The organism is Microbacterium telephonicum, assembly GCF_003651225.1.
GTDB lineage: Bacteria > Actinomycetota > Actinomycetes > Actinomycetales > Microbacteriaceae > Microbacterium > Microbacterium telephonicum.
The window spans coordinates 329777-356721 of the sequence record NZ_RCDB01000001.1 but is presented as its reverse complement, the minus strand read 5'-3'; the positions used below and the strand labels follow the sequence as shown (position 1 = coordinate 356721).

The following is a 26945-nucleotide window of genomic DNA, read 5'->3' as shown; positions in this document are numbered from 1 at the left end:
CCGATTCTACCGAGCCGCGCCTGCACGCCCGCCGGGCGGCGCAGACCCCGGCGTTCCCGTCACGAACGGCGGGTTTCCGCCGCGGATGCCGACCATTCGCGACAGGAACGACCCGACGCGCGGCTCAGCGCAGGGGGGTCCAGCCGGGTGGGAGCGGGGCGTCGTCGAGGGCGCGGGCGCGGTCGGCGGCGAGCGACCAACCCTGGGCGGCGTCGCGGGCGTCGAACCCGCCGCGCGCGACCCGCAGCCCGACGTCGTCGTGGTGCATGCGCGGACCGCCGCCGCGGCGCGTGCCGGCCCGCACGCTCCACGCGTCGTCGGCGAAGCCGCCGCCGCGGAAGACGCGGTAGTCGCCGTACCGCAGCGGGTCGAGCAGGTCCCAGCACCACTCCCAGACGTTGCCGAGGGTGTCGAAGAGGCCGAAGAGGTTCGGATGCCGTCCGCCGACGTCCTGCGGCGTGCGCACGCCGTCGGCCGCGGTCCAGGCGACCTCCGCGAGCGGGCCGTAGTGGGCGCCGGTCGACCCGGCGCGGCACGCGTACTCCCACTCCGCTTCGGTCGGGAGCCGGTAGCCGTCGGCGTCCACGTGCCAGGTCACCTCCTCGCCGTCGACGCGGTAGGCGGGGTCGAGTCCCTCCCACTCCGACAGCGCGTTGCACAGCCGCACCGCGCGCTGCCACGACACGTCGACGGCGGGGCGCCGGGGATGCGACGCGGCGACGCCGAGCAGTTCGGCGAGCAGCTCTTCGGTGACCGGGTAGACCCCGAGCTCGAACGGCTCGAGGTGAACGGTGCGGCGCATGCGGCGGCGGGCGTCGTGCAGCACGACGCTGCCGGCGGGCAGCGCGGCGAGTTCGACGTCGGTCACGGCAGATCGTCGTCGTCGGGCGCGCCCTGCCCCGCCTCGACGAGGGCCCGCTCGAGGGTCGAGTGCACGAGCGGCGCGAGGAAGCGGCCCGGCGCCGGAACGCCGGCATCCTCGAGCAGCCGCGCGGCCTGCCGCACGATCGAGGCGGAGAACTCCGTCGCCGTCGCGACCGCCTCCCCGTACGCGGCGCGGTCGTCCTCGGCGACGACGATCGGCTCGCAGCCGAGCTCGACGGCGAGCGCCTGGGCGATGGGCAGCACCGCGCCGGGGGCGGTGACGGCCGCGTACGCGCCGGCGAGCTGCCGCAGATCGATCGAGGTGCCGGTGAACGTGATCGCCGGGTGCACGGCGAGCGGGATGGCACCCTGTCGCGCGGCCGGGGCGAGCACACCGATGCCGTGGGCGGGGTCGGTGTGCAGCACGAGCTGACCGGCCTGCCACGCACCGAGGTCGGCGAGCCCGGCCACCAGCCCCGGCAGCTCTCCGTGGGGGACGGCGAGGATGACGAGCTCGCTGCGACGGACGACCTCGTCGGCGTCGAGCACCGGCACACCCGGCAGCACGGCCTCGACGCGGTCGGGGTCGCTGCCGGCGGTGACGCCGGTGAGGGCGTGGCCCGCACCGCCGAGCGCGGCCGCGATCACCGGCCCGACGCGCCCGGCGCCGATGACGCCGACGCCCAGGCGCCCACTGCGGATCATGACGGCTCCTCCGCCGCGTCCCAACGGTGCGATCGGTCGGTCGCGGCGGCGGCGACGGCCCCGGCGGCGACCTGCGCCCACGCCTGCTGCGCGGCGGTGCGGTCGAGGATGCCGAGCGTGCCCGACACCTGCCCGAGCACGGTGTGGCCGGTGAGGTTCGCGACGTCGAGCGCGCGGTCGATCGGTCCCTGGCTGATCCGCACGGACTGCAGCCTCGCCAGCGGCAGCAGGACGAGGGCGCGGCGCAGCACGCCCGAGCGCAGCAGCAGCGCGTCGGATGTCACGCGGAAGCCGTTGCGCCGCCACGACAGCGGACGCAGCCAGCGCCCGCGCCGCGGAGTCGTCTCGTAGCCGTCCGAGCCGGTGGGGCCGAGCACGCCCTGCGGGAATAGGGCGTCGAGCTCGGCGGCCGGGAGTCCGGGCAGCACGAGGCGCAGCACGCGCTCGGCGTCGGCCTGGGTGCCGACAGGGAGCACGTCGGAGAACTGCTCGGTCGCGGCATCCGTCGCCGATCGTCCGGAGAGACGGTTCACGCGGATGCGCCACCATCCGAGCCCGCGCCACAGCAGCGGTTGCGACACCTCGACGGCGTGGATGCGGCCCGGTGGCAGCGTCTCGGTGATCGTCGTGAACAGGCCGAACGTGACGCGGATGCCGGCGGGCGTCGGCGCGATCGCGTAGCGCAGCGCCTTCGTGATCTGCCGGAACCAGTAGGTGCCGAAACCGATGATCGTCGGGACGATCGAGAACAGCACCCACGGCGTTCCGTAGATGGACCCCGCGACGAGGAAGCCGACGAGCAACAGCAGCCAGAGCGTCGACCCCGACAGCAGCTGCGCGGCGATGACGCGCCCGGTGGGGATGTGGACGACGGAGTCCGGCTCGGCGACGGGGGCCTCGGCCCCGTCGATGAGCCCGTGAAGACCCGCGCCGAGGGTGGCGACGGCCGCCTGCGTGCGCGATCCGGGCGCCGCACGCGCAGCCGCCGCCTCGCCCAGCTGCCGACCGGAGGCGAGGCGCAGGATGTCGGCGCGCACCGCCTCGGCGTTGGCGGTCGAGAGGTACTCGAGCTTGACGTTCGCGTCGAGTCCGGCGCCGACGACCTCGAGCTTCGCGGCGCCGAGCAGGCGCGCGACCATCGGGCGGGTGAGGTTGACGCCCTGCACACGGTCCAGCGGCGCGCGACGGTGGGTGCGGAACAGCACGCCGCTGCGCACCTCGACGTCGTCACCCGTGATGCGGAACGTGTGCACGCGCCACGACAGCCAGAACAGCACGAGCAGCACGATGAGCACGCCCGCCACGGCGAGCAGCGCGATCAGCAGCAGGTCGTGCGAGAGCACGTAGTCGACGGGGTCGCTCTCGGCCGCGTACTCGTCCCAGTCGCTCGGCAGCATCCAGGGGAACAGTCCCTCGATGAGCCGGTCGCGGAAGTTGGCGACGACGATGCCGATCACGACGATGAGGAACAGCCCGCCGCGCAGCAGCGGGGTGAGCGGATGCAGGCGGTGCCATTCGCCGTCGCTCAGCGGAGAGCGCACGAGCGCGGGCGGTACGGGGGCCGGCGCGGCGGGATCGGCGGCGGCCGGCTCGGGCGCCGGCGCGGACACGCGCTCGTCCGGGTTCGGGGGCGGGAGACTCATCGGCCGGCCGTCACAGTCCGGTGCGCCGCGACTCCGCGACGTCGATGAGGGTGTCGCGCAGCTGCTCGGCGGCGGCCTGCTTCAGACCCGGGATCGTGACACCGGTCGCGGCGGCCGCGGTGACGAGCTTGAGCTGGGCGATGCCGAAGCCGCGGTCGAGGGGGCCGTGCGTGATGTCGACGAGCTGCATCCGTCCGTACGGCACGGCGACGACCCGCTGCCACAGGATGCCGCGCCGGAAGACGAGGTCGTCGCGGCGCAGGCGGTAGCCGATGGAGCGGGCCTGCCGCGGCAGGATCGCGAGGGTCCAGACGAGGATCACGGCGAGGATGCCCGCCGGGATCCACACCCAGAGCAGGTGCCAGACGAGCGCGGCGACGAGGGCGGCGGCGACCGCGATCAGCAGCACCGCGCCGGTGGAGATGAACTGCACGGTGACGTACTGCGGGGCCACCTGGTGCCACGCGCCGTCGAGCGCGAGCCGGTTCTCGCTGCGTGGTTCGACGAGGCGCGGGAATGTGCCGTCGTCGAGCACCGCGTCGGGAGCCGGACTCCGATCGGCGGGTGCGGGTTCCGCCGCGGATACGGGGACATCGGTGGCGGCCCGAGCGGGGACATCCGCGGCCGCGACCTCCTCGGCCACAGCCGGCTCAGTCGTGGGAGTAGCCGAGTCCGGGCTCTTCGGGTCCGGGCTGGTCGTCATCGTCGTCCTTCCGAATGGTGCACAGGTGCTCGGCGTAGAGGCTCGCGGCGGTCAGCACCGCGCCGGCGACGAGCGCGGCGATCACCGCTCCCGTCGAGCCTAACGAGGGGGCGACCGGTCGGGTGAGGAGGAACGACAGAAGTCCGCCGCCGATCCCGGCGACGACGGCGCCGACGATGCTGGCGGCCTTGGCGAGCATGACCACGCGCACGGCCCGGAACGGGTCGACGGGGCGGGAGCCGCCCCGGGTGGCGCGGCGGATGGGCAGGGCGAGCAGCACGATCCCGACGGCGAGGATGACCAGCAGCACCGGCAGGGCGAGCGAGGGAGTGAAGGTGGGCCGGGCGTTGGAGGTGAGCAGCTGGTCGACGACGAAGCCGATCAGCAGCCCGGCGATCGCCGAGCCGACGATCACGCCGGCACCGGTGCGCTTCACGGGGTCCCTCCGGGGGCGTCCTCGAGGGCGGCGCGCAGGTCGGCGACGCGTCCGACGCCCGGCAGCACCGCATCCGGGTCGATCCGCACCCACGGGTCGAGCACGAAAACGCGCTCCGCGGCACGCGGATGCGGGAGCAGCAGCGCGGGATCGTCGGAGCGCACGTCGCCGTACGCGATGAGGTCGAGGTCGAGCGTGCGGTCGCCCCAGCGCTCGCGGCGCACCCGGCCGTGGCGGGCCTCGACGGCGTGCAGGTAGTCCAGCAGCACCGACGGCGCGAGCCGCGTCTGCAGCAGCGCGACGGTGTTCAGGTACGCCGGCGCGTCGGCATCCGGCCCGGCGAGGGTGACGGCGACCGTCTCGATCGGCTCCGCCGCCGCGGTGACGCGGGTCAGCGGCAGCCGGTCGAGCTCGGCGAGGGCGGCGCGGATCGCCTCGGCGCGGTCGCCGAGATTCGCGCCGAGGGCGACGACGACGGATGCGCTCTCGCGCTCGGGGGCGCGCGCGACCTCGTCGATCCCCTGCGCGAGCCGCCGGTTCATGCGCGGCTCCGTTCGCGGCGCACGGCGACGCTCACGTCGCCGAACGGCACCGGGATCGGCGCCTGCGGCTTGTGCACCGTCACGGTCACGGCCCGCACGAGGGGGCACTCGGTCAGCACCGCGTCGGCGATGCGGGCGGCGAGGCGCTCGAGCAGGTTCACGGGCTCGCCACTGAGGATCGCGGCCACCCTCTCGGCGACCTCGCCGTAGTGCACGGTGTCGGCGACGTCGTCGGTGTCGGCCGCGCGGGAGAGGTCGAGCTCGAGCACGAGGTCGGCGACGAACTCCTGCCCGTCGCGCCGTTCGTGGTCGTAGACGCCGTGATATCCGACCGCGCGGATGCCGGTGATCGTGATGAGGTCGGTCATCGCGTGGTCGCTCCTTCCGGGGCGGGCCGGTCCGCGCCGTCCCACGCCGCGAGAATGCGGAGCGCGTCGCGCGTCGCGGCGACGTCGTGCACGCGCACGGCCCAGGCGCCGGCCTGCGCGGCCAGCACACTCGTCACGGCCGTCGCGAGGTCACGGCGCTGTTCGGACACGACGGCCGCGTCCGCGGCGGCGACGCCGGAGGGCAGTGCGGAACCGACGGCCGCGTCCGCGGTGGCGAGGGTCTCGGCCAGGAACCGCTTGCGGCTCGTGCCGACCAGCATCCGGTGGCCGAGCGCGGCGACGGCGTCGAGCGCGCGCAGCGCCTGCCAGTTCTGGGCGCCGCGCTTGCCGAAGCCGATGCCCGGGTCCACGACGATGCGCTCCGGGGCGATGCCGGCGGCGACGGCCGCGGCGATCCGCCCGTCGAGCTCGCGGACCAGCTCGTCGCGCAGGTCGCCGTATGACGCGTGCGCGTACATGTCGGCGGAGTGCCCGCGCCAGTGCTGCAGCACGACATCGGCGTCGGTCTGGGCGACGGCGACGAGCATCTCGGGGTCGGCGAGGCCCCCGGAGACGTCGTTGACGACGCGCGCTCCCGCGGCGACGGCAGCGACCGCGGTGTCCGCGTTCATGGTGTCGACGCTGACCACGGCGCCGTCCCCGGCGAGCGCGGCGATCACGGGCAGCACGCGGTCGCGCTCGAGGGCGGGGTCGACGCGCGCGGCGCCGGGACGCGTGGACTCGCCGCCGACGTCGAGCAGCTGCGCGCCGGACGCGCGCAGCGCCCGCCCGTGCGCGGCCCCGGCATCCGCGTCGAGGAAGCGCCCGCCGTCGCTGAACGAGTCGGGGGTGACGTTGACGATCCCCATGATCAGGGTCATGCGGCACCGCCGTGGGCGCTCGTGAGGAGGGCGATGATCTCGGCGCGGCCGGCGGGCTCGGCGAGCGCGCCGCGGGCGGCGATGGTCACCGTCGAGGTGTCGGGCTGACGGCCGCCGCGCATCGTGACGCACTGGTGCGCGGCGTCGAGCACGACGAGCACGCCCCGGGTGTCGAGGGAGCCCGCGATCATGTCGGCGATCTGCTCGCCGAGTCGCTCCTGCACCTGCGGGCGTGCGGCGAGCACGTCGACGACGCGCGGCAGGGCGCCCAGGCCCACGACCTCCTCGCCCGGCAGATACGCGATGTGCGCGCGTCCCGCGAACGGCAGCAGGTGGTGCTCGCACACCGACCGGAAGCGGATGTCGCGCAGCATGACCGCCCCGGAGGGCAGCGTCTCGGGCGCAGGCCCCCGCGTCACCGAGATGGTGTGCGCGAGCGGTGCGGCGGCATCCTGCCCGACGCCGGCGAAGAACTCGGCGTACAGGTCGGCCACCCGCGTCGGCGTGGTCTTCAGCCCCGGACGGTCGGGATCCTCCCCGATCGCCTCGAGCAGCTCGCGTACGGCGGCGGCGACGCGGTCACGATCGATGGCCACGTCCCGAGCCTACGCGGTCGCCGGCCGCGCCTGCCCGGTCGACGGACGGCGGGCGGGAGCCGTCTTCGCGGCGGGCGCGTCCTCGGCCTCGGTGCTCGCGGCGACACCGACCTCGGCGCGCACCGGCACGTCGACCGGCGGCAGCGTCGAGACGGGGCGCTGCTCGCTGGAGAGCCACTGCGGGCGCGGCGGGAGCCTGCGGACGTCCTTGAAGATCTCGGCGAGCTCGAGGTGGTCGAGTGTCTCCTTCTCGAGGAGGGCGAGCGCGAGGCGGTCGAGCACGTCGCGGTTGTCGTTGAGCACCCGGTAGGCCTCGTCGTGCGCCTGCTCGATGAGGGCGCGCACCTGCACGTCGACGCGCTCGGCGACCCGCTCGGAGAAATCGCGGCCGTGACCCATGTCGCGGCCCATGAAGACCTCACCCGAAGACGAGCCGAGCTTGACCGGACCGACATCCGTCGTCATGCCGTACTCGGTGACCATCTTGCGGGCGATGCCGGTGGCCTTCTCGATGTCGTTGCTCGCGCCGGTGGTGGGGTCGTGGAAGACGATCTCCTCGGCGACGCGCCCGCCCATCGCGTAGGCCAGCTGGTCCTGCAGCTCGTTGCGGGTGACGGAGTACTTGTCCTCCAGCGGCAGCACCATCGTGTAGCCGAGCGCTTTGCCGCGCGGGAGGATCGTGATCTTCGTCACCGGGTCGGTGTGGTTCATCGCCGCGGCGGCGAGGGCGTGACCGCCCTCGTGGTACGCGGTGATGAGCTTCTCCTTGTCCTTCATGACACGGGTGCGACGCTGCGGACCGGCGATGACGCGGTCGATGGCCTCGTCGAGCGCGCGCATGTCGATGAGCTGCGCGTTCGAGCGGGCGGTGAGCAGGGCGGCCTCGTTGAGGACGTTCGCGAGGTCGGCACCCGTGAACCCGGGTGTCTTGCGGGCGATGACCGACAGGTCGACCGAGGGCGAGAGCGGCTTGCCGCGGCCGTGCACTTCGAGGATGCGCTGGCGGCCCTTCAGGTCGGGGGCGTCGACGCCGATCTGACGGTCGAAACGGCCCGGGCGCAGCAGCGCCGGGTCGAGGATGTCGGGACGGTTGGTCGCCGCGATGACGATCACCGACTCCTTCGGGTCGAAGCCGTCCATCTCGACGAGCATCTGGTTGAGCGTCTGCTCGCGCTCGTCGTGACCGCCGCCCATACCGGCGCCGCGGTGACGGCCGACGGCGTCGATCTCGTCGATGAAGATGATCGCGGGGGCGTTCTCCTTGGCCTGGTTGAACAGGTCGCGCACGCGGCTCGCGCCGACGCCGACGAACATCTCCACGAAGTCCGAGCCGGAGATCGAGTAGAACGGCACGCCCGCCTCACCCGCGACGGCGCGGGCCAGCAGCGTCTTTCCGGTTCCGGGAGGGCCGTACAGCAGCACACCCTTCGGGATGCGGGCGCCGACGGCCTGGAACTTCGTCGGGTCCTTGAGGAAGTCCTTGATCTCCTGCATCTCCTCGATGGCCTCGTCGGAGCCGGCGACATCCGCGAAGGTGACCGTGGGGGTCTCCTTCGTGACGAGTTTGGCCCGCGACTTGCCGAACTGCATCACGCGGCTGTTGCCGCCCTGCGCGGCGGAGAAGAAGAACCAGAAGAGCAGACCCAGCAGCAGCAGCGGGAACAGGATCGACAGCAGACCCTCGAACCAGCCCGGTCGCGGGACGACGTCGTTGAAGCCGTCGGACGGAGCGGCGGCGTTGATGGCGTCGACGACCTCGCTCGAGCGGGCGTCGACGTAGTAGAACTGCACCTGGTCGGCACCCTCGTACGGGCTCGACAGGGTCAGGTCGACGCGCTGGTCACCGTCGGTGTTGACGACCTCGGTGACGGTGTCGCCCCCCAGCAGCTCGAGACCCTCCTGCGTGGAGACCTGCTTGGCGCCGCCCAGGCTGTTGATCAGCGTCATGCCGAGCAGCAGCAGCACCCCGATGAGCACCACGTACACGAACGGGTTGCGCGCGAGCTTCTTGAAATCCATGGTCCGCACAGGCTATCGCGCGCGGACTGTGCCCCGACTGTGCGTTCGTTGCAGGCGTACCGCCGCCGGTCGGCCCCGGTACGCGGATGCCGTCAGCTGTAGACGTGGGGCGCGAGCACGGCGACGTCGCGCAGGTTGCGGTAGCGCTCGGCGTAGTCGAGTCCGTATCCGACGACGAAGTCGTTCGGGATGTCGAAGCCGACGTAGCGGCAGTCGATCTCGACCTTCGCGGCCTCCGGCTTGCGCAGCAGCGCGAGCACCTCGATCGACTCCGCACCGCGGGAGGCGAAGTTCTCGAGCAGCCAGCTGAGGGTGAGACCGGAGTCGATGATGTCCTCGACGATGAGCACGTGCTTGCCGTGCAGGTCGGTGTCGAGGTCCTTGCGGATCTGCACGACGCCGCTGGACTTGGTGCCGGCGCCGTACGACGAGACCGCCATCCAGTCCATCGTGATGTCGCGCTGCAGCTGGCGGGCGAAGTCGGCCATCACCATGACCGCACCCTTGAGCACGCCGATGAGGATGAGTTCCTTGCCCTCGTAGTCGCTGTCGACCCGGGCGGCGAGCTCGGCGAGCTTGTCGTGGATCTGCTCCTCGGTGACGAGGACGCTGGTGAGCTGGTCGGAGATGTCGGCCGCGCGCATGGGACGAGTCTAGGCGGGAGCGCGGCGCGCGTCCCGGGTGGATGCCGGGAGAACTCAGCCGGCGGTGAAGACGATGCGCGTGCCGGTGCGGCGGGCGCTGCATCCCGGCAGGTCGATCGGCCCCTGACCGCGCCAGTCGACGGCGAGGCGGGCGACCTCGAGGGTCTGCGGCCGGGTCAGTGAGACACCGAACTCGCTCGCGACCACGTGTCGGATGATGCGGTGGCGCAGGGCCGCGGGGTTCGCGGCGAGCGCCGGCGCCGACACCGAGATGCCGGCCTCGGCGTGCTCGACGATGTCTTCGATCGTCTCCTCGATCATCTCGGCGAAAGCCTCGGCATCCTCCCGCAGCTGCTCGGCGGTGCGGGCGAGCGCCTCGGCGACGCCCGGGCCGATCTCGGTCTCCAGCAGCGGCATGACGTCCTGCCGCACGCGCACCCGCAGGAACCGGCGGTCGAGGTTGTGCGGGTCGTCCCACGGCGGCAGGTCCTGCGCGGTGCAGGCGGCGCGCGTCGCGGCACGGCGCACCCCGAGCAGGGGACGCAGCCACCGGAGCCCGCCGTCCTCGCGGTCGGGCGCCATGCCCGCCAGGCTCAGCGCACCAGAGCCGCGGGCGAGGCCCGCCAGCACCGTCTCGGCCTGGTCGTCGAGGGTGTGGGCCAGCAGCACGGCGGTGGCGCCGGCCTCACGGGCGGCGGCGCTGAGCGCGGCGCGGCGGGCGTCGCGGGCCGCGGCCTCCGGGCCTCCCTCGGTGCCGACCTCGACGCGCACGACGCGGGCGAGGAGCCCCAGCCGCTGCGCCACCTCGGCGGCTCGGGAGGCGACGGCATCCGACCCCTCCTGCAGGCCGTGGTCGACGACGACCGCGGTGGCCGGGACCCCGGCCTTCGGCGCCTCGAAGGCGACGGCGGCGGCGAGGGCGAGGGAGTCGGCACCCCCGGAGAGCCCGACGAGCACGGGGCCGTCGACGTCCTCGAGCGCGGCGCGCACGGCGCGGCGGATCTCGGCGACGGCGGGGTCCAGGCTCGGGCGGTGCGGCATACGCCCACGGTACCGACGTCGCCGCGTCCGCAACTCCGGAGATCCGGGCGGCCGGGCGGGCCGCCCCGCGGCGTGGTGCGGGCACCTCGGGGTGATGGCGCGGAATCTCCGGAGTTGTGGACGGCCGCCCGCGACTAGGCTGGTCGGCGGAATTCCCGCAGCTTTCAGAAGGAGCACCAGCATGGGCGCGTACGACGCCGTCATCGAGATCCCGCGCAACAGCAAGATCAAGTACGAGGTCGACCACGGCACCGGCCGCGTGTTCCTCGACCGGATCCTCTACACGCCGATGGGCTACCCCGCGAACTACGGCTTCTTCGAGAACACGCTCGGCGAGGACGGCGACCCGCTCGACGTGCTCGTGCTGCTCGACCACGACCTCGCCCCCGGCATCCTCGCCAAGGTGCGCCCGGTCGGCGTGCTGAAGATGACCGACGAGGCCGGCGGCGACGACAAGGTCGTCGCGGTGCTCGCCAAGGACCCGCGCTGGGGCCACATCCAGGACGTCGGCGACGTCGACGAGTGGACCAAGAACGAGATCAACCACTTCTTCGAGCACTACAAGGACCTCGAGCCCGGCAAGTGGGTCAAGGTCGACGAGTGGGCGGATGCCGCCGAGGCCGAGCGCCTGGTGTCCGAGGCGTTCGTGCGCTTCCAGGAGCACGACGGCGAGACCGCCACGCAGGGTGAGGGCGAAGCGCCCAACACGCTCTGAGCGTCGCTCCCCCGAGACTGAGAAGGTCCGGATGCCACGGCATCCGGACCTTCGTCGTTGCAGGGGTCGCGGCTCAGACCGAGATGCCGCGGGCGCGCAGGAACGGCGCCGGGTCGATGCGCACGCCGTTCTGCCACACCTCGAAGTGCAGGTGGCAGCCGGTGGACGCACCCGTCGAGCCGACGTAGGCGATCGTCTGCCCGGCGCCGACGTTCGCGCCGTAGCCGACCGCGTAGCCGCCGCTGCGGATGTGGGCGTAGGCGGTGACGAGCCCGCCGCCGTGGTCGATCTTGATGTAGTTTCCCCACGAGTCGAGGTAGCCCGCCCAGATCACGCGCCCGGAGTTGGCCGCGAAGATGGGCGATCCGCATCCGCCGGCGAAGTCGATGCCGCGGTGACCCGAGGTGGTGCAGTAGCCGTTGCCGCAGATCGTGCCGCGCGTGCCGAACCACGACGAGATGCCGCCGTAGCCGGGCCGCACCCAGCCGGAGGGCTTCACCTGCCCGGCGTCGCCGCCGCTGCTGCTGCCTCCGCCACCGTTGCCGGCGGCCGCTGCGGCCGCCGCAGCCGCTGCCGCCGCCTCGGCGGCGCGTCGCGCGGCCTCTTCGCGTTCCCGGCGCTTGCGCTCCTCCTCGCGGCGACGCTCCTCCTCGACGCCCGCCTGATAGGCGGCGACCGTCTTGGCGGTCGTGTCCTGGAGGGCGGCGAGCTGCGCCTGGAGGGTCGCGAGGTTCGCGGTCTGGTTGTCGAGCGCGGCCTGGGCGGCGGTCGCGGCATCCTGCGCCTTGACCATCTTCGCCTCGGCCTCGCGCTGCAGCCGGTCGCGCTCGTCGCGCGCCACCTGCGCCTGGTTGCTGAGGTTCTTCGCGTTGTCGCGGGCGGCGACGGCCTCGGTGTAGACGCTGCGGTTGGCGACGACGAGCTGGTCCATCGTGCCCAGTCGCGCCAGCAGGTCGTCGGCGGAGGCCGCCGACCCGGAGAAGAACAGGTCGAGGGCCGCGTCGTCGCCGCCGTTGCGGTACTGCTGCGCGGCGAGCTTGCCGAGCTTCTGCGAAGCGGCATCCGCCTTCGCCGATTCGGCGTCGGCCTGCTGCTGCAGCTGCTCGGCGCGCTCGGCGGCGGCCTCGAAGTCGAGCTGGGCCTGCGCGTATTCGCCGGCGAGCTGCTCGGCGAGCGCCTGCTTGGCCGCGACATCGGCCTGCATCTGCTGGATGAGGTTCTGGATGCGGCCGATCTCGGCGTTCTTGGCCGACTCGTTGTTCTTGGCGCGCTGCACGTCGTCCCACGACGGGTAGCCGGGGAGGGCGGCCCAGGCGGGCTGCGCGATCAGGAAGCCGCCGGCGGCCACGCCGAACGCGCCGAGGGCGATCGCGCCTCGGCGGGAGAGCAGCCGGCCCCGGGAGAACTCCTGCATCTCGGCTGGTGTGGGGGCGCAGCCGCAGTCGTCTACCGGGGTGAGCAGGTCCTTGCGCACGCGGGGGGCCTTCCGTTCGCGGACTTCACTTCTTTCACACTAACAACATGATCAGCGTTTTCCCAGGGGCCGATTCCGACACCGCCCGGCGGCCATCCTCCTCCCGCGGCGGGCGTTCGGCCCGGCGGCGCGCCCTCGATTTCGCATTCGGTGCAGAACCACGTATGCTTGACCCTCGGTAAGCGTGAGCCCCCGGGTTCGCTCGGCCCCATCGTTTAGCGGCCTAGGACGCCGCCCTTTCACGGCGGTAGCACGGGTTCGAATCCCGTTGGGGTCACTCGCACCAGATACAACTAAACAAGCATGGCCCTGTAGCGCAGTTGGTTAGCGTGCCGCCCTGTCACGGCGGAGGTCGCGGGTTCAAGTCCCGTCAGGGTCGCTCCGAGCGACGAGCCCTTTGTTTTCAGAGGGCTCTTCGTTTAGGGCATGGCCTTCGCGCCATGCGGCTCTGTAGCTCAGTTGGTAGAGCGCACGACTGAAAATCGTGAGGTCACGGGATCGACGCCCGTCGGAGCCACACGGACCGTCGTTACAACGGTCCCAGAAACCCTCGCCTAGCTTCTACATGGCGGGGGTTTTGCTTTTCCCCGGCGCCCTCCGGCGTCGAGCAAGCGCCCCCGGTCGTTGAGCGAGCGAAGCGAGTCGAAACGCCCCGAGCCGTGCCCGGGGCGCCCGGTCAGCCCGCCGTCGGCTCGTACCGGCGCGGCGGATGGGTGCGGGCGACGAGGTCGCGCAGCGCCTCGAGCGAGCCGGACACGAACCCGGCGGCGCGGCCCTGGACGAGCACGTTGCCGAGCGCCGTCGCCTCGACCGGGCCGGCGAGCACCGGCATCCCGGCGCGGTCGGCGGTGCGCTGGCAGAGCAGCTCGTTGAGCGCCCCTCCCCCGACGATGTGGATCGTGCGCACGTCGACGCGGCCGATGCGGGCCGCCTCACGGACGGCATCCGCGAAGGCCTGCGCGAGCGACTCGACGATCGAGCGCGTGTACTCGGCGCGGGTGCGGGGCGGGGCGAGGTCGTGCTCGGCGCACCAGGCGTCGATGCGGGCCGGCATGTCGCCGGGCGGCAGGAAGCGGGGGTCGTTGACGTCGAACACGGGCACCGCGGATGCCGGCACCTCCGCGGCGGAATCGAGCAGCGTCGGGAGGTCGACGGCGTGGCCGCCGCGCTCCCACCCGCGCACGGCCTCGCTCAGCACCCACAGCCCCATGACGTTGTGGAGCAGCCGCACGCGCCCGTCGACGCCGCCCTCGTTCGTGAAGTTCGCGTGCAGTGCCTCCGATGTGAGCACGAGTCGGTCGACTTCGACGCCCACGAGCCCCCACGTGCCGCACGATATGTAGGCGGCGGCATCCGCGCGCATCGGCACGGCGACGACGGCCGAGGCGGTGTCGTGCGAGCCGACGGCGGTGACGCCGAGGTCGCTGCGGGCGCCGAGCGCGGCGGCGACGTCGGGGCGCAGCGCCCCGAGCCGGTCGCCGGGGGCGATGAGCTCGGGGAAGAGCCCTCGCGGCAGGCCGAGCGCCGCGATGAGGGCGTCGTCCCAGGTGCCGTCGAGCACCCGCAGCAGCCCCGTTGTGGACGCGTTGGTCAGCTCGGCGCGGTTCTGCCCGGTGAGCCACGACGCGATGAGGTCGGGTACGAGCAGCGCCGTGTCGGCGACATCGAGCAGTGCCCGGTCTTCGGCGGCGAGCTGGTACAGCGTGTTGAACGGGAGGAACTGCAGCCCGTTGCGCTCGAACAGCTCCGCGTGCCGCATCCGCGCGTGCACGGCGGCGACGCCGTGCGCCGTGCGCTCGTCGCGGTAGTGGAACGGGTCGCCCAGCATCCGCCCGCCGCGCAGCAGCGCGTAGTCGACGGCCCACGAGTCGATGCCGATGCTCGCGATGTCGGGGTGGGCCAGGACGGCCTCGCGCAAGCCGCCGAGGGCGGCGCGGTACAGCGACAGGATGTCCCAGTGCAGACCGTCGCCGACGCGCACCGGGTCGTTCGCGAACCGCGCCACCGGCGTCGTCTCGAGCACGTCGGCGCCGACGCGTCCGACGATGACGCGCCCGCTCGTCGCCCCGAGGTCGACGGCCGCGACGGTGCCGCCGCTCACCGGCTGCTCCCGCATCCCGCGAGGGGTCGCGACACGCGGTCTCGCCCCGCCGGCCCTCGGCGTGTCGCGACCCCTCGCGAACTGCCGTGGCTCATCGCAGGAACGCCGCCGCGACGCCGGAGTCGACCGGGATGTGCAGACCCGTCGTGCGGCTCAGCTCGGGTCCGGTGAGCACGTACACGGCGTCGGCGACGTTCTCGGGCACGACCTCGCGCTTGAGGATCGTGCGGTTGGCGTAGTACTGGCCGAGGTCCTCTTCCTTGACGCCGTAGGTCGCGGCGCGGTTGGCACCCCAGCCGGCGGCGAAGATGCCCGAGCCGCGCACCACGCCGTCGGGGTTGATGCCGTTGACGCGGACGCCGTGCTCACCGAGCTCGACCGCGAGCAGCCGCACCTGGTGGGCCTGGTCGGCCTTCGTCGCCGAGTACGCGATGTTGTTGGGGCCGGCGAAGACGGAGTTCTTCGACGAGATGTAGATGACGTCCCCGCCCAGCTTCTGCTCGATCAGAGCCTTCGCCGCCGCCTTCGACACCAGGAACGACCCCTTCGCCATGACGTCGTGCTGCAGGTCCCAGTCCTTCTCGGTGGTCTCCAGCAGCGGTTTGCTGAGCGAGAGCCCCGCGTTGTTGACGACGAGGTCGATGCCGCCGAACGCGAGCAGCGTCGCGTCGATCGCGGCCTGCACGCCCGCGGCGTCGGCGACGTTCGCGGCGACGCCGATCGCGACATCCGTGTTGCCGAGCTCGGCCGCGGCGGCCTGCGCCTTCGAGGCATCGAGGTCGGCGACGACGACGCACGCGCCCTCGGCGGCGAGGCGCGTCGCGATGGCCTTGCCGATGCCGGAAGCGGCGCCGGTGACGAACGCGATGCGTCCCTGGTGCGTCTTGGGCTTCGGCATGCGCTGCAGCTTCGCCTCTTCGAGCGCCCAGTACTCGATGCGGAACTTCTCGGCATCCGAGATGGGTGTGTAGGTCGACAGCGCCTCCGCGCCGCGCATGACGTTGATCGCGTTGACGTAGAACTCCCCCGCGACCCGCGCGGTCTGCTTGTTCGCGCCGTAGCTGAACATCCCGACGCCGGGGACGAGCACGATGAGCGGGTCGGCGCCGCGGATGGCGGGGCTCGAGGCGTCGGCGTGTGCGTCGTAGTAGGCCTGATAGTCGGCGCGGTATGCCTGATGCAGCTCGTGCAGCCGCGCGATCTGCTCGTCGACCGACGCGGATGCCGGCAGGTCGAGGATCAGCGGCTTCACCTTCGTGCGCAGGAAGTGGTCGGGGCAGCTCGTGCCGAGGGCGGCGAGGGCGGGCGCCTTCTCGGACGCCAGGAACTCCAGAACGATGTCGGCGTCGGTGTAGTGGCCGACCATCGGCTTGTCCGTCGACGCGAGGCCCCGGATGGTGGGGGCCAGAGCGGCCGCGCGGGCGTGCCGCTCGGCATCGGGCAGCGCCTCGAAGCCGTCCCGAACTCCTCCGAACGGGTCGGCTTTGCCGTGTTCCTCGATGTATTCGGCAGCCGTGTCGATGATGGTGGTGGAGTTGTGTTCGGCCTCCTCGCTCGTCTCGCCCCACGCCGTGATGCCGTGCCCGCCGAGGATCGTGCCGATCGCCTGCGGGTTCTGCGCCTTGATCTCGGCGATGTCGAGCCCCAGCTGGAACCCCGGGCGACGCCACGGCACCCACACGACCTTGTCACCGAAGATGCGCTGCGTCAGCTCGGGCCCATCGGCGGAGGTGGCGATCGCGATGCCGCTGTCGGGGTGCAGGTGGTCGACGTGAGCCGCATCCACCAGGCCGTGCATGGCGGTGTCGATCGACGGGGCCGCCCCGCCCTTGCCGTGCAGGCAGTAGTCGAACGCGGCGACCATCTCGTCCTCGCGGTCGACGCCGGGATACACGTCGACGAGCGCGCGCATGCGGTCGAGCCGCAGCACGGCGAGGCCCTCGGGCTTCAGCGTGCCGAGGTCGCCGCCGGAGCCCTTCACCCACAGCAGCTCGACGGGCTCGCCGGTCACCGGGTCGGTGTCGGTGCCCTTGGCGGAAGTGTTGCCGCCGGCGTAGTTCGTGTTCTTCGGGTCGGCGCCCAGGCGGTTGCTGCGCGCGATCAGTTCGGCGGCGGTCGGGTTGGTCATCGGTTCTTCGTTCCTCGTGTGTGTCTGGGTGCGGATGCGCGGGTCAGGCGCCCCAGCCGGCTTGGGTGCCGCCGGTGCGGGTGGCGGCGATGTGCTGCTGGTAGCCGGATGCGGCGTACGCGGCCATCGGGTCGGCGGGCAGCCCGCGGGAGCGCCGCCATTCGGCGAGGGCGGGGCGCACGTCGGTGGAGAACGCGTCCATGAACACCGCCTGCGCGCCGAGCACGTCGTTCGCAGCCTGCGCGGCATCCAACGCGTCACGGTCCAGGAGCAGCGCGCGGGCGGTCATCTCCTGCACGTTCAACACCGAACGGATCTGCCCCGGGATCTTGTCCTCGACGTTGTGGCACTGGTCGAGCATGAACGCGACATCCGGGTTGTTCAGCCCGCCCCCGCGCACCACCTCGACGAGGATGCGGAACAGCTGGAACGGGTCGGCCGCCCCCACGATCAGGTCATCGTCCGCGTAGAAACGGGAATTGAAATCGAACGACCCGAGCTTGCCGAGGCGCAGCAGCTGCATCACGATGAACTCGATGTTCGTCCCCGGCGCGTGATGCCCCGTGTCCAGACACACCAGCGCCTTCTCCCCCAGCGCGGCGACCTGCGCGTAACTGGTCCCCCAGTCCGGGACGTCGGTGTGATAGAACGACGGCTCGAAGAACTTGTACTCGAGCACCAGGCGCTGATCGTCGCCCAGGCGGGCGTAGATCTGCTGCAACGAGTCCGCCAACCGGTCCTGCCGGGCACGCATGTCCATCTGACCCGGATAGTTCGACCCCTCCGCGAGCCAGATCTTCAGATCCCGCGACCCCGTCGCATCCATGATGTCGATGCACTCCAGGTGATGATCGATCGCCTTCCGACGGATCCGGTCATCATGATGCGTGAGCGCACCGAACTTGTAGTCCTCGTCCTGGAACGTGTTCGAGTTGATCGTCCCGAGCTTCACCCCCAGACCCTCCGCATACCCGCGCAACGCCGCGTAATCGTCGGTCTTGTCCCACGGGATGTGCAACGCCACCGACGGGGCCAGTGCCGTGAACTCGTTGACCTTCGCCGCATCCGCGACCTTCTCGAACACATCCCGCGGCGTCCCCGCCGTCGACCACACCCGAAACCGCGTCCCCGAATTGCCGAACGCCCACGACGGCAACTCGATCCCCTGCAACTCCAGGGCGGACAGGGTCTCAGGGGACAGCGTCGTCATGATGCGGTGCTTTCGGTGTCGGTGGCGGCGGTCGCCGCCAGCTGGTCGTGCAGGTGGAAGATCTCGGTGAGCGGGGTCGCGGCCTGGTCGGGGCGGCCGCCGAGGTCGACGAAGAAGCGCCCCATCTCGGCCTCCCAGCGTTCCGCGACCTCGGATGCCGCGAGGTAGGCCTGGGCCGCCGCGTCGTCGTCGGTCTCGTAGTAGCCGAACAGGCGCCCGCCGTCGCCGAGGAACAGCGAGTAGTTGCGTCGGCCGGAGGCGGCGATCTCGGCGAGCATCTCGGGCCAGACGGGGCTGTGGCGGGCGACGTACTCGTCGAGCAGCTCGGGGACGACCTGCAGCTGGAAGGCGACGCGCATGGGACCGATCACTCCGTTGTGGGTGGGATGCGAACAGAACATGAAACGATTCAATGAATCGATTAATACCGTAGTCTGGCGATGCGCCCGCGTCAAGCGCGGTGGCATCGAGCCAGATCAGGAGCAGTCGGTGGCCGTGAGCGTCAAGGACGTCGCCCAGCACGCGGGCGTCTCGGTGGGCACGGTCTCGAACGTGCTCAACCGACCCGACAAGGTGTCGGCCGCCACGGTCGAACGCGTGCAGGCCGCCATCGCCGAGCTGGGGTTCGTGCGCAACGACGCCGCCCGTCAGCTGCGAGCCGGACGCAGCCGGGCGATCGGCCTCGTCGTTCTCGACCTGCGCAACCCGTTCTTCACGGATGTCGCCCGCGGCGCCGAGCAGCGCGCGGCGACCGAGGGGCTCAGCATCCTGGTCGCCGGCAGCGACGAGCAACCCGAACGCGAGGCCGCGCACCTCGATCTGTTCGAGCAGCAGCGGGTGCGCGGCATGCTCGTCACCCCCACCGGCGACACGACCGACCGGCTCGCCCGGCTGCGTGATCACGGCATCCCCGCGGTGCTCGTGGACCGCACCTCCGACGATCCGCAGCTCTCGTCGGTCGCCGTCGACGACGTCGAGGGCGGACGCGTCGCCGCGGCGCATCTGCTGGCCCTCGGGCACCGGCGGCTCGCGTTCGCCGGCGGACCGCTCACGCTGCGCCAGGTCGCCGACCGCCGTCGTGGTGCGCAACACGCGGTCGACGCGCAGCCGGGAGCCGAACTCGAGCACCTGCCGACCGACGCGCTCACCGTCGAGGCGGGGCGCGCCGTCGGTCGCCGCTTGTTGGCGCGGCCGCGGGCGCAGCGTCCGCGGGCCGTGTTTGCGGCGAACGACCTCGTCGCCCTCGGCATCCTGCAGAGCCTCGTGATGACCGGCGACGCGCGCGTGCCCGACGACATCGCGCTCATCGGCTACGACGACATCGACTTCGCCGCCGCCGCGGTCGTGCCGCTCACCTCGATCCGCCAGCCCGCTGCCGCGATCGGCGCGACCGCCGTCGACCTGCTGCTCGCGATGGATGCCGGCGCTCCCGCGGAGCACGTCGAGTTCACGCCCGAGCTCGTCGTGCGCGCCTCGACCGCGGGTAGCTGAGGAGCCCGGCGCTCACGCCGGCACGTCGACGACGCGCTCTCCACCCCGACGAGCCGACCAGGCTCCTGCCGATGCCGCGGCCACGTCGGCGTCGAGCCGTGCGAGCTCCTCCTCCGGCACCCACAGCTCCAGCGCCGCTCGCACCCCGTAGGCCGGCTCACCCCAGGTCGCGCCGTGACGCCCCGCCCAGTCACGGAGCACGTTGTCGGCGCGCCCGGCATCCGCGTGGGACACCTCGACGACCACCTGCGTCAGCGCGCGCCGATGCACGAGCGCGGCGCCGTCGAGGCACTCCGACACCGCCGTCGAGTACGCGCGCACGAGTCCGCCCGCGCCGAGTTTGACCCCGCCGAAGTAGCGGGTCACGACCACGACGACATCCGTGAGGCCGCGGCGGCGCAGCACCTCGAGCATCGGCATCCCGGCCGTGCCCGAGGGCTCGCCGTCATCCGATGAGCGCGCCTGGTCGCCGAGCAGGCCCGTCACCATCGCGGTGCAGTGGTGACGGGCGTCCCAGTGCTCGCGGCGGGCGACGGCGATGACGGCCTCGGCCTCCGCGACCGAGGCGACGGGCTCGGCGCGCGTGAGGAACCGCGACTTCTTGACGACGAGCTCGTGGTCGGTGCGCGCCGCGATCGTGTCGGGGTGGGCGCGCATGCCTCCAGCCTACGAAGCGCGCCCACCGGCCGGGTCAGACCTCCAGCGCGTTCGCCTTGGCGACGTCGCCGAGCCTCGTTCTCGCGCCTGCAGCAGGACGGGGAGCTGCGCCGCGACCTCGACCCGCAGCGCGTCGGCCAGCTCGTGACCGCCATGATGGACGGTCTGCAGCTGCAGTGGTTGCTCGACCCCGACGCGGTCGACATGGTGGGCCTGTTCGAGGACTTCCTGCACCTGCTGGAGATCCCGCCGCGCGGCGGGGCGGGCGCGGCCTCTACGGAGGGCTGAGTCAGAGCTCGCCGGGCTGCATCGCCTGCTCGTCGAGCTTCTCGATCACCTCGCGGGCCGCCGACGGCGTGCCCTGCTTCTTCGGTGCGTAGACGACGAGCGAGTGGAAGACGAACCGCACGAAGAACGCGACGACGAGCGTGATCGCGGTGGCCAGCACGGCGGAGATGTGGCTCGTCGAGACCATGAGCGCCACGATCGGGATGCGGATGACCGCCTCGGCGTTGTTGAACGCGAACGACTTCGCGAACCGTGACCAGACACCCGACGCGTCACCGCGCATGTCCTGGAACACGAAGCGTTCGATCAGCAGGAAGTTGCCGATGATCGTCACCTCGGCCGCGATGATCGCCGCCACCACGTAGTCGACGCCGAGATGCGTCAGCGCCCAGACGATCACGACGTTGGCGACGGCGCCGAGGCCGCCGATGACGGCGAACAGCGACATCTTGCCGAAGCGCAGCGCGGCGAGCTGGGCGAGGAAGTGCATCCCCTGCCGGAACGACGCCTTCGACTCGCCGGCGTGCCGGTCGCCGAAGTCGAACGGCACTTCGGCGATGCGGAACGGCTTGCGCACCAGGATCTCGAGCAGGATCTTGAACCCGCGCGGATGCAGCCCGTCGAGGTCGACGGCACTGCGCGAGACCAGGAAGAACCCGGTCATCGGGTCGCTGACATCGTGCAGCCGCACCGGGAACATCGCCTTCGTCAGCGCGGTCGAGGCGCGCGAGACGAGTACGCGGGTGCGGTCGGCGAGGCCCGTCGAGGTGCCGCCGCCGGCATACCGCGACGCCACGACGACGTCGACGTCCCCCTCGCGGTGTCGCTCGAACATCTCGGGGATCTTCTCGGGCGGATGCTGCAGGTCGCCGTCCATGACGAGGCAGACATCCGACGCCGCGGCGCGGAAGCCCTCGACCACGGCGCCGCCCAGCCCGCCGACCGGCTGGTCGCGGTGGATTACGCGCACCGGGATGCCGGCTCCGGCCGCGACGACGCGCATCACCTCGGGGGTGTCGTCGGTGCTGTCGTCGACGAACACGATCTCGGCGTCGATCCCCTCGACGGCCGCCGTGACCCGCGCCACGAGCTCCGCGACATTAGGCGCCTCGTTGAAGGTCGGGACGATGATCGACAGCTCGATGATGACTCCTGGAACGCGGTGGGGCACAGATCCGCGACCATCGTTGCACGCGGAACCTGTGCACGGCCGCGAGTTTTCACAGGGTTCACCACCCCTTCTCCCGTGTCGGCGTGTCGCGGGGCCTCCGCGGTGTCAGGATGCACGGATGACGCACGTTCCACGACGTCGTCTGCTGGGGTTCGCGGTCGCGCTGGCGGCCGTCACGACGGGGGTGCTCACCACCGGCTGCGCGCCGGAGCCGGTGGCCGCTGCTCCCGCGTCGAGCGCGACGCAGACGCCGACGCCCAGCCCCACCCCGACCCCGCTCAGCCCGGTCGAGCAGCTGCTGGCGTCCGCCCCCGACCCCGCCGCCGCGTGCGTCGTGAGCTTCACGGGCGACGGCATCGCCGACGCACCCGTGCTCGAGACGACCGGGGCGCTCTACGCCGCACTGCCGATCCCGGCGCGCGACGGGTTCGTGTTCGCCGGCTGGTACGACACACCGGCGGATGCCGCCGCTTTCGCGGTCCCGGGCCGGGTCAACGGCGCCGACCTCGTCGCCTGCACCGACCGACAGCGCACGCTGCACGCGGCGTGGAAGACGCCCGCCGAGAACACGGCCGAAGGCGCCCGCCTCCCGATCCTCATGTACCACCAGTTCACCGACAAGCCCGAGGGCGAGTCGGGATGGCTGCGCGGCAACTACGCGTACATCGAGGACTACCGCGCACACATGCAGCACATCAAGGACGGCGGGTTCTACCTGCCGACCTGGCTCGAACTCGACGCGTTCATCGACGGTCGCCTCTTCCTGCCCGACCACTCCGTGATCGTCACCGACGACGACGCCGATCCGACATGGCTCTCCATGGCGGCGCCGATCAACGAGCAGTTGCAGGTGCTGGCGACCTCCTTCGACATCACCGGCGACGGCGTCGCCACCCAGAACGCGTTCATCCTGCCGCGCTCGCACACCCACGCGATGCACGTCGCCGGCGCGAACGGCAAGGGGCAGATGGTGAACCTCTCCCCCGACGAGATCGCCGCCGACCTCGAGACCTCCGCGGCCGCGCTCGGTGGCGTGAAGGAGGTCGTCGCCTACCCGTACGGCCACTACGACGACCGTACGAAACAGGGCGTCGCTCAAGCGGGCTTCCTCCTGGGGCGCACGATCGAGCAGGGATACGTCTCGATCGGCCACGACAAGCTCGCCCTCCCCTGCGTGCGCATCAACTACGGCATGACCGTCGCCGACCTGCAGAAGCTCATCGGCTGAGCCGACGCGACCTCCACCTCCGGAAACGGGACGACAATGGAGGGATGACCTCCCCCACGTCCACCGCCATCACGATGTTCGGCGCCGACTGGTGCCGCGACTGCATCCGCACGAAGGCGCAGCTCGACGGCCTCGGTATCGCCTACACCTACGTCGACCTCGTCGCCGATCCGGCCGCCGCGGACGTCGCGCGCGAGATCTCGGGCCGCACGAACATCCCCGTGGTCGTCTACCCGGATGCCACGCACCACGTCGAGCCGTCGAACGCCGACGTCGAGGCGAAGCTGCGCGAGCTCGCCCTCATCTGAGCGCGCCGCGTTTCGACTCGTCGCTGCGCTCCTCGCTCAACGACCGGAGGTGGCGCCCTGCGCGTTTCGACTCGTCGCTGCGCTTCTCGCTCAACGACCGGAGGTGGCGCCCTGCGCGTTTCGACTCGTCGCTGCGCTTCTCGCTCAACGACCGGGAGCAGCACCGGTCGTTGAGCGAGAAGCAGCGAGTCGAAACGCCCGCACGCACCCGGAACCCCGTGCACCCGGGAGGAGATGTGCGTTCGGGAGGACGCGGCTCCCGCATCCGCCCTCCCGAATGCAGATCTCCTCCCGAACGCACCACCTAGGCTGAGCGCGTGAGCCCGACATCACCGCCTTCGACGACCGCCCTGCCCGCCGACGTGCGCGACGACCTGGATGCCGCCCTCGCCGACCTCGACACCGGCGCGCGCACCTGGGCCGCCCTGACGCTCGCACAGCGCGCGACGCTGATGCGCCGCATCCGCGCGTCGGTCTCGGCCGTCGCGGCGGAGTGGGCCGACGTCGCTTCGACGTCGAAGGGGCTGCGGCCGGGGCATCCGCTGCGGGGCGAGGAATGGCTGTCGGGGCCGTACGCGGCGCTCGTCGCGGTCGACGCCTACGCCGACACGCTCGACGCACTCGCGGCCGGACGCAGCCCGCTCACCCGTGTGCGCACGAGCGCCGCGCCCGGTGGGCGCACGGCCGTGCACACCTCGCCGCTGACCGCCACCGACGCGCTGCTGCTGTCGGGCTACACGACCGAGGTGTGGCTCACCCCCGGCGTCACGCCCGCGCACGCCCAGCGCCGGGCCGGCCTCGCCCAGCTCACCCCGACGGCTTCCGGTGGTATCGGCCTCGTGCTCGGCGCGGGGAATGTCAGCTCGATCCCTTTCCTCGACGTGCTGTACGAGCTGATGGCGGCCAATCGCGTCGCGATCCTCAAAGTCAACCCGACGCAGGATGCCCTCGTCCCCGTCTTCCGGCGCGCGCTCGCGCCGCTGATCGAGCCCGGATTCCTGCGCATCGTCACGGGCGGCGGCGACGTCGGCGCCCACCTCACGCAGCATCCGTCGGTCGCGCACGTGCACGTCACCGGGTCGGAGGCGACGTTCCGCGCCATCACCCCCGGCCTCCACGTGCCGATCACCGCCGAGCTCGGCGGCGTCTCGCCCATCATCGTCGTGCCGGGCGACTGGACGGCGGCCGACTTGCGGTTCCAGGCCGAGCATGTCGTCACGATGCGCCTGCACAACGGCGGCCACAACTGCATCGCGGGGCAGGTCGTGCTGCTGAGCGAGGACTGGCCGCGGCGCGCGGAGTTCCTCGCCGAGCTGCGCGCCGCGTACGACCGCGCGCCCGCCCGACCGGTCTGGTACCCGGGCGGCGAGGCGAAACTCGCCGCCGCGCGGGAGGCGTATCCGGATGCCGCGTGGTGCGGCGACGGCACCCGCGCGCTCGTGGAGCCCGCCGCATCCGACGCCGGGAACCTCGAGACGACCGAGTACTTCTCGCCCGTGCTGGGCGTGGTCGCGCTGCCGGGCACGGGTCAGGCGTTCCTCGACGCCGCCGTCGCCCACGCGAACGACCGCCTCGTCGGCACCCTCGGCGCGAACGTGCTCGTCGACCCGGTCACGCAGGCCGCCCTCGGCGCCGGATTCGAGCGCGCGGTCGCCGACCTGCGCTACGGCACGGTGGCCGTCAACGCGTGGACCGCGTTCGGGTTCCTCACCCCGACGGCCACGTGGGGCGCTTTCCCCGGCGGCACGGTCGACGACGCCCCGAGCGGGATCGGCGTCGTGCACAACGCGTTCCTGCTCGACGACGTCGAGCGCACCGTCGTGCGGGGGCCCTTCCGTCCATTCCCGCGGTCGGTCGGCCGGGGGCGGTTCTCGGCACTGCCGAAGCCGCCGTGGTTCGTGACCTCGCGCACCGGCGCCGCCGTGTCGGAGGGCTTCACCCGCTTCCGCATCGACGGCGACTGGGCCGCGATGTCGGCGACGCTGCTGAAGGCGTTCCGCGCCTGACCGCGGCATCCGCGATCAGGCACCGGGATCAGCGGCCGGTGCGACGGCCGTTCTGACGCACGACCGACCCGACCGTGAGGCCGCCGCCGTGCTGCGCGCGACGCCCGGCGGTACGGGCGTTGCCGGCGGGCTGCTGCTTCGCGGGCTGCGCCTGACGCGGGGCGGATGCCGTGTGCCCGGCAGTGCGGTGACCCGAGCGCTCGCCCGCGGGACGGCCGGAACGGTCCTTGCGGGGCTGACCGCCCTGCCCGCCCTGACCGCCGCGACCGCGGCCGCCCTGCGACTGCTGACCGCCCTGGCCCTCGCGCGCGGCGCGCTTGCGCTGCGCGTTGGCGCCCTGGCTGCGTCCGCCGCCGCGCTGCTGCACGGGCTTGGGCGCGGGCGTGACGTAGGCGGCGACCTCGCCGACGAGCTCCACGACCTGCGGCGACTCGGCGGTCACCGTCACCGGCGTCACCGTGATGGCCGCCTTGCGCAGCAGGTCCTTGACGTCCTTCTCCTGGCCGGGCAGCACGATCGTGACGACCGAGCCCTCCGCGCCGGCGCGGGCGGTGCGGCCCGAGCGGTGCAGGTACGCCTTGTGCTCCATGGGCGGGTCGACGTGCACGACCAGCTCGATGTCGTCGACGTGCACGCCGCGGGCCGCGACGTCGGTCGCCACGAGCACCTTCGCCTCCCCCGACGAGAACGCGGCGAGGTTGCGGTCGCGCTGCGGCTGCGACAGGTTTCCGTGCAGGTCGACCGACGGGATGCCGGCGGCCGTCAGCTGCTGGGCGAGCTTCTTGGCCGCGTGCTTGGTGCGCGTGAACAGGATGCGGCGGCTGCGGCCCGAGGCCAGCATCCGCACGAGGTCCTTCTTGGCGTCGTTGCCCTCGACGTGGAAGACGTGGTGCGTCATCGCGGCGACCGGCGAGTGCGCCTCGTCGACGGAGTGCAGCACCTCGTTCTGCAGGAACCGGTCCACGAGCTTGTCGACGCCGCGGTCGAGGGTCGCGCTGAACAGCAGACGCTGGCCGCCCTGGGGCGTCTTGTCGAGGATGCGGGTGACCACGGGTAGGAAGCCGAGGTCGGCCATGTGGTCGGCCTCGTCGATGACGGTGATCTCGACGGCATCCAGGCGCACGAAGCCCTGCTGCATGAGGTCTTCGAGGCGGCCGGGGCAGGCCACGACGATGTCGACGCCGTCCTTGAGGGCGGCGACCTGGCGGTTCTGGTTGACGCCGCCGAAGATCGTGGTGGTCTTCAGGCCGTACGCGGCCGCGAGCGGTGCGAGGGTCGCGTCGATCTGGGTCGCGAGCTCGCGCGTGGGGGCCAGCACGAGGCCCAGGATGCGGCCCGCTCGGCGGCTGCCGCCGGCGAGTGCGCCGCCGAGGCGCGCGGCCATCGGGATCGAGAAGGCGAGGGTCTTGCCCGAGCCGGTCTTGCCGCGGCCGAGCACGTCGCGGCCGGCGAGCGTGTCGGGGAGCGTGTCGACCTGGATCGGGAACGGGCTGGTCTTGCCGTCGGCGGCGAGCACGTCGAGCAGGGGGGCGGGCACGCCGAGCGTGCGGAACGTGATGTCAGACATGTGGGGGTTTCTGGGCGCGCATTCGCACCCTGTCGGTGGCCCGCGCGCGGATGCGCGTGCGGGTTCGCCGTATGTGAATGTCAGCCGATCATCCGGAGTCCGGGCGGCGAGGGAAGCGTTCTACGACGCATGCCGCGGGCGACGCCGGCGCGACAAGAA

At 72.2% G+C, this 26945-nt stretch carries 26 protein-coding genes and 3 tRNA genes; 9 read left to right on the top strand and 20 right to left on the bottom strand.

What is annotated here, in order from left to right; all coding sequences use genetic code 11:
- Window positions 1-124: 124 nt before the first annotated feature.
- The 12 genes from C7474_RS01750 to tilS all read right to left on the bottom strand — a co-directional run bounded on the left by C7474_RS01750 (window position 125) and on the right by tilS (window position 10442).
- Window positions 125-868: a formylglycine-generating enzyme family protein gene (locus tag C7474_RS01750; protein ID WP_121057088.1), complete on the bottom strand. Its 744-nt coding sequence runs from the start codon at window positions 866-868 to the stop codon at window positions 125-127.
- Window positions 865-1569, bottom strand: a complete 705-nt coding sequence (locus tag C7474_RS01745; RefSeq protein ID WP_121057086.1) for a Rossmann-like and DUF2520 domain-containing protein — start codon at window positions 1567-1569, stop codon at window positions 865-867. Before C7474_RS01745 ends, C7474_RS01750 begins: the two co-directional genes overlap by 4 nt.
- On the bottom strand, window positions 1566-3212 hold the full coding sequence (locus C7474_RS01740) for a PH domain-containing protein (protein ID WP_121057084.1): 1647 nt from the start codon (window positions 3210-3212) through the stop codon (window positions 1566-1568). Before C7474_RS01740 ends, C7474_RS01745 begins: the two co-directional genes overlap by 4 nt.
- A gap of 10 nt (window positions 3213-3222) precedes the next feature.
- A complete protein-coding gene (locus C7474_RS01735) occupies window positions 3223-3915 on the bottom strand; it encodes a PH domain-containing protein (RefSeq protein ID WP_121057082.1) in 693 nt (230 codons plus the stop codon).
- Entirely contained in the window at window positions 3863-4351 is a 489-nt protein-coding gene (locus tag C7474_RS01730; protein WP_121057081.1) for a DUF3180 domain-containing protein, read from the bottom strand. The genes C7474_RS01735 and C7474_RS01730 overlap by 53 nt, the downstream gene beginning before the upstream one ends.
- Window positions 4348-4893, bottom strand: coding sequence for a 2-amino-4-hydroxy-6-hydroxymethyldihydropteridine diphosphokinase (folK, locus tag C7474_RS01725; RefSeq protein ID WP_121057079.1), 546 nt, complete (start codon window positions 4891-4893; stop codon window positions 4348-4350). Before folK ends, C7474_RS01730 begins: the two co-directional genes overlap by 4 nt.
- Window positions 4890-5261, bottom strand: a complete 372-nt coding sequence (folB, locus tag C7474_RS01720; RefSeq protein WP_121057078.1) for a dihydroneopterin aldolase — start codon at window positions 5259-5261, stop codon at window positions 4890-4892. The genes folK and folB overlap by 4 nt, the downstream gene beginning before the upstream one ends.
- Window positions 5258-6142, bottom strand: a complete 885-nt coding sequence (folP, locus tag C7474_RS01715; RefSeq protein WP_121057075.1) for a dihydropteroate synthase — start codon at window positions 6140-6142, stop codon at window positions 5258-5260. The genes folB and folP overlap by 4 nt, the downstream gene beginning before the upstream one ends.
- Complete coding sequence (folE, locus tag C7474_RS01710; protein WP_121057073.1) at window positions 6139-6738, bottom strand: GTP cyclohydrolase I; 600 nt, start codon at window positions 6736-6738, stop codon at window positions 6139-6141. Before folE ends, folP begins: the two co-directional genes overlap by 4 nt.
- A gap of 9 nt (window positions 6739-6747) precedes the next feature.
- Window positions 6748-8757 (bottom strand): ATP-dependent zinc metalloprotease FtsH, encoded by a 2010-nt coding sequence (gene ftsH / locus C7474_RS01705; protein ID WP_121057071.1) that lies wholly within the window; start codon window positions 8755-8757, stop codon window positions 6748-6750.
- Between the two features lie 92 nt (window positions 8758-8849).
- Window positions 8850-9401, bottom strand: a complete 552-nt coding sequence (hpt, locus tag C7474_RS01700) for a hypoxanthine phosphoribosyltransferase (protein ID WP_121057069.1) — start codon at window positions 9399-9401, stop codon at window positions 8850-8852.
- Between the two features lie 54 nt (window positions 9402-9455).
- Complete coding sequence (gene tilS, locus C7474_RS01695; RefSeq protein WP_121057067.1) at window positions 9456-10442, bottom strand: tRNA lysidine(34) synthetase TilS; 987 nt, start codon at window positions 10440-10442, stop codon at window positions 9456-9458.
- Window positions 10443-10623: 181 nt separating this feature from the next.
- On the opposite strand from tilS, the gene ppa reads away from it, so the two are divergent.
- Window positions 10624-11157, top strand: coding sequence for an inorganic diphosphatase (gene ppa / locus C7474_RS01690; RefSeq protein WP_121057065.1), 534 nt, complete (start codon window positions 10624-10626; stop codon window positions 11155-11157).
- Window positions 11158-11230: 73 nt separating this feature from the next.
- Here ppa and C7474_RS01685 read toward each other — a convergent pair whose 3' ends face one another.
- Window positions 11231-12631: a M23 family metallopeptidase gene (locus C7474_RS01685; RefSeq protein ID WP_422385773.1), complete on the bottom strand. Its 1401-nt coding sequence runs from the start codon at window positions 12629-12631 to the stop codon at window positions 11231-11233.
- Between the two features lie 204 nt (window positions 12632-12835).
- Between C7474_RS01685 and C7474_RS01680 the strand changes: the two genes are divergently transcribed.
- From C7474_RS01680 to C7474_RS01670, 3 genes are all read left to right on the top strand, one after another.
- A tRNA-Glu gene (locus tag C7474_RS01680) sits at window positions 12836-12908 on the top strand.
- 28 nt (window positions 12909-12936) lie between these two features.
- Window positions 12937-13010: transfer RNA gene (locus C7474_RS01675), tRNA-Asp, on the top strand.
- Window positions 13011-13075: 65 nt separating this feature from the next.
- Window positions 13076-13148: transfer RNA gene (locus tag C7474_RS01670), tRNA-Phe, on the top strand.
- 159 nt (window positions 13149-13307) lie between these two features.
- On the opposite strand, the gene C7474_RS01665 is transcribed toward C7474_RS01670, so the two are convergent.
- The 4 genes from C7474_RS01665 to C7474_RS01650 all read right to left on the bottom strand — a co-directional run bounded on the left by C7474_RS01665 (window position 13308) and on the right by C7474_RS01650 (window position 18471).
- Complete coding sequence (locus C7474_RS01665) at window positions 13308-14747, bottom strand: rhamnulokinase (protein WP_121057061.1); 1440 nt, start codon at window positions 14745-14747, stop codon at window positions 13308-13310.
- Window positions 14748-14823: 76 nt separating this feature from the next.
- On the bottom strand, window positions 14824-16860 hold the full coding sequence (locus C7474_RS01660) for a bifunctional aldolase/short-chain dehydrogenase (RefSeq protein ID WP_121057059.1): 2037 nt from the start codon (window positions 16858-16860) through the stop codon (window positions 14824-14826).
- 43 nt (window positions 16861-16903) lie between these two features.
- Window positions 16904-18070 (bottom strand): L-rhamnose isomerase, encoded by a 1167-nt coding sequence (rhaI, locus tag C7474_RS01655; protein ID WP_121057057.1) that lies wholly within the window; start codon window positions 18068-18070, stop codon window positions 16904-16906.
- Window positions 18067-18471, bottom strand: a complete 405-nt coding sequence (locus C7474_RS01650) for an L-rhamnose mutarotase (protein ID WP_241965049.1) — start codon at window positions 18469-18471, stop codon at window positions 18067-18069. Before C7474_RS01650 ends, rhaI begins: the two co-directional genes overlap by 4 nt.
- 88 nt (window positions 18472-18559) lie before the next feature.
- On the opposite strand from C7474_RS01650, the gene C7474_RS01645 reads away from it, so the two are divergent.
- Window positions 18560-19561 carry a LacI family DNA-binding transcriptional regulator gene (locus tag C7474_RS01645; protein WP_199692341.1) on the top strand — a complete coding sequence of 334 codons (1002 nt, stop codon included), beginning with the start codon at window positions 18560-18562 and terminating at the stop codon, window positions 19559-19561.
- 12 nt (window positions 19562-19573) lie between these two features.
- On the opposite strand, the gene C7474_RS01640 is transcribed toward C7474_RS01645, so the two are convergent.
- A complete protein-coding gene (locus C7474_RS01640) occupies window positions 19574-20218 on the bottom strand; it encodes an IMPACT family protein (protein WP_121057055.1) in 645 nt (214 codons plus the stop codon).
- On the opposite strand from C7474_RS01640, the gene C7474_RS01635 reads away from it, so the two are divergent.
- Complete coding sequence (locus tag C7474_RS01635; RefSeq protein WP_241965048.1) at window positions 20207-20506, top strand: TetR family transcriptional regulator C-terminal domain-containing protein; 300 nt, start codon at window positions 20207-20209, stop codon at window positions 20504-20506. The genes C7474_RS01640 and C7474_RS01635 overlap by 12 nt on opposite strands.
- A gap of 1 nt (window position 20507) precedes the next feature.
- On the opposite strand, the gene C7474_RS01630 is transcribed toward C7474_RS01635, so the two are convergent.
- A complete protein-coding gene (locus C7474_RS01630; RefSeq protein WP_121057843.1) occupies window positions 20508-21650 on the bottom strand; it encodes a glycosyltransferase in 1143 nt (380 codons plus the stop codon).
- A gap of 145 nt (window positions 21651-21795) precedes the next feature.
- Between C7474_RS01630 and C7474_RS01625 the strand changes: the two genes are divergently transcribed.
- The 3 genes from C7474_RS01625 to C7474_RS01615 all read left to right on the top strand — a co-directional run bounded on the left by C7474_RS01625 (window position 21796) and on the right by C7474_RS01615 (window position 25219).
- Window positions 21796-22905, top strand: a complete 1110-nt coding sequence (locus C7474_RS01625; RefSeq protein WP_121057053.1) for a xylanase — start codon at window positions 21796-21798, stop codon at window positions 22903-22905.
- Window positions 22906-22949: 44 nt separating this feature from the next.
- Window positions 22950-23213, top strand: a complete 264-nt coding sequence (locus tag C7474_RS01620) for a glutaredoxin family protein (protein WP_121057051.1) — start codon at window positions 22950-22952, stop codon at window positions 23211-23213.
- A 317-nt stretch (window positions 23214-23530) separates the two neighbouring features.
- Window positions 23531-25219 carry an aldehyde dehydrogenase family protein gene (locus C7474_RS01615; protein ID WP_121057049.1) on the top strand — a complete coding sequence of 563 codons (1689 nt, stop codon included), beginning with the start codon at window positions 23531-23533 and terminating at the stop codon, window positions 25217-25219.
- A gap of 28 nt (window positions 25220-25247) precedes the next feature.
- On the opposite strand, the gene C7474_RS01610 is transcribed toward C7474_RS01615, so the two are convergent.
- Entirely contained in the window at window positions 25248-26786 is a 1539-nt protein-coding gene (locus C7474_RS01610) for a DEAD/DEAH box helicase (RefSeq protein WP_121057047.1), read from the bottom strand.
- Window positions 26787-26945 lie beyond the last annotated feature (159 nt).

What these genes read in the sequence shown, in the direction of transcription:
- C7474_RS01745 (WP_121057086.1), bottom strand. Translation starts at nt 1,569, where the DNA reads ATGATCCGCAGTGGGCGCCTGGGCGTCGGCGTCATCGGCGCCGGGCGC.
- C7474_RS01740 (WP_121057084.1), bottom strand. Translation starts at nt 3,212, where the DNA reads ATGAGTCTCCCGCCCCCGAACCCGGACGAGCGCGTGTCCGCGCCGGCG.
- C7474_RS01735 (WP_121057082.1), bottom strand. Translation starts at nt 3,915, where the DNA reads ATGACGACCAGCCCGGACCCGAAGAGCCCGGACTCGGCTACTCCCACG.
- folK (WP_121057079.1), bottom strand. Translation starts at nt 4,893, where the DNA reads ATGAACCGGCGGCTCGCGCAGGGGATCGACGAGGTCGCGCGCGCCCCC.
- folB (WP_121057078.1), bottom strand. Translation starts at nt 5,261, where the DNA reads ATGACCGACCTCATCACGATCACCGGCATCCGCGCGGTCGGATATCAC.
- folP (WP_121057075.1), bottom strand. Translation starts at nt 6,142, where the DNA reads ATGACCCTGATCATGGGGATCGTCAACGTCACCCCCGACTCGTTCAGC.
- ftsH (WP_121057071.1), bottom strand. Translation starts at nt 8,757, where the DNA reads ATGGATTTCAAGAAGCTCGCGCGCAACCCGTTCGTGTACGTGGTGCTC.
- hpt (WP_121057069.1), bottom strand. Translation starts at nt 9,401, where the DNA reads ATGCGCGCGGCCGACATCTCCGACCAGCTCACCAGCGTCCTCGTCACC.
- tilS (WP_121057067.1), bottom strand. Translation starts at nt 10,442, where the DNA reads ATGCCGCACCGCCCGAGCCTGGACCCCGCCGTCGCCGAGATCCGCCGC.
- ppa (WP_121057065.1), top strand. Translation starts at nt 10,624, where the DNA reads ATGGGCGCGTACGACGCCGTCATCGAGATCCCGCGCAACAGCAAGATC.
- C7474_RS01665 (WP_121057061.1), bottom strand. Translation starts at nt 14,747, where the DNA reads ATGCGGGAGCAGCCGGTGAGCGGCGGCACCGTCGCGGCCGTCGACCTC.
- C7474_RS01660 (WP_121057059.1), bottom strand. Translation starts at nt 16,860, where the DNA reads ATGACCAACCCGACCGCCGCCGAACTGATCGCGCGCAGCAACCGCCTG.
- rhaI (WP_121057057.1), bottom strand. Translation starts at nt 18,070, where the DNA reads ATGACGACGCTGTCCCCTGAGACCCTGTCCGCCCTGGAGTTGCAGGGG.
- C7474_RS01650 (WP_241965049.1), bottom strand. Translation starts at nt 18,471, where the DNA reads ATGTTCTGTTCGCATCCCACCCACAACGGAGTGATCGGTCCCATGCGC.
- C7474_RS01640 (WP_121057055.1), bottom strand. Translation starts at nt 20,218, where the DNA reads ATGCGCGCCCACCCCGACACGATCGCGGCGCGCACCGACCACGAGCTC.
- C7474_RS01625 (WP_121057053.1), top strand. Translation starts at nt 21,796, where the DNA reads ATGACGCACGTTCCACGACGTCGTCTGCTGGGGTTCGCGGTCGCGCTG.
- C7474_RS01620 (WP_121057051.1), top strand. Translation starts at nt 22,950, where the DNA reads ATGACCTCCCCCACGTCCACCGCCATCACGATGTTCGGCGCCGACTGG.
- C7474_RS01610 (WP_121057047.1), bottom strand. Translation starts at nt 26,786, where the DNA reads ATGTCTGACATCACGTTCCGCACGCTCGGCGTGCCCGCCCCCCTGCTC.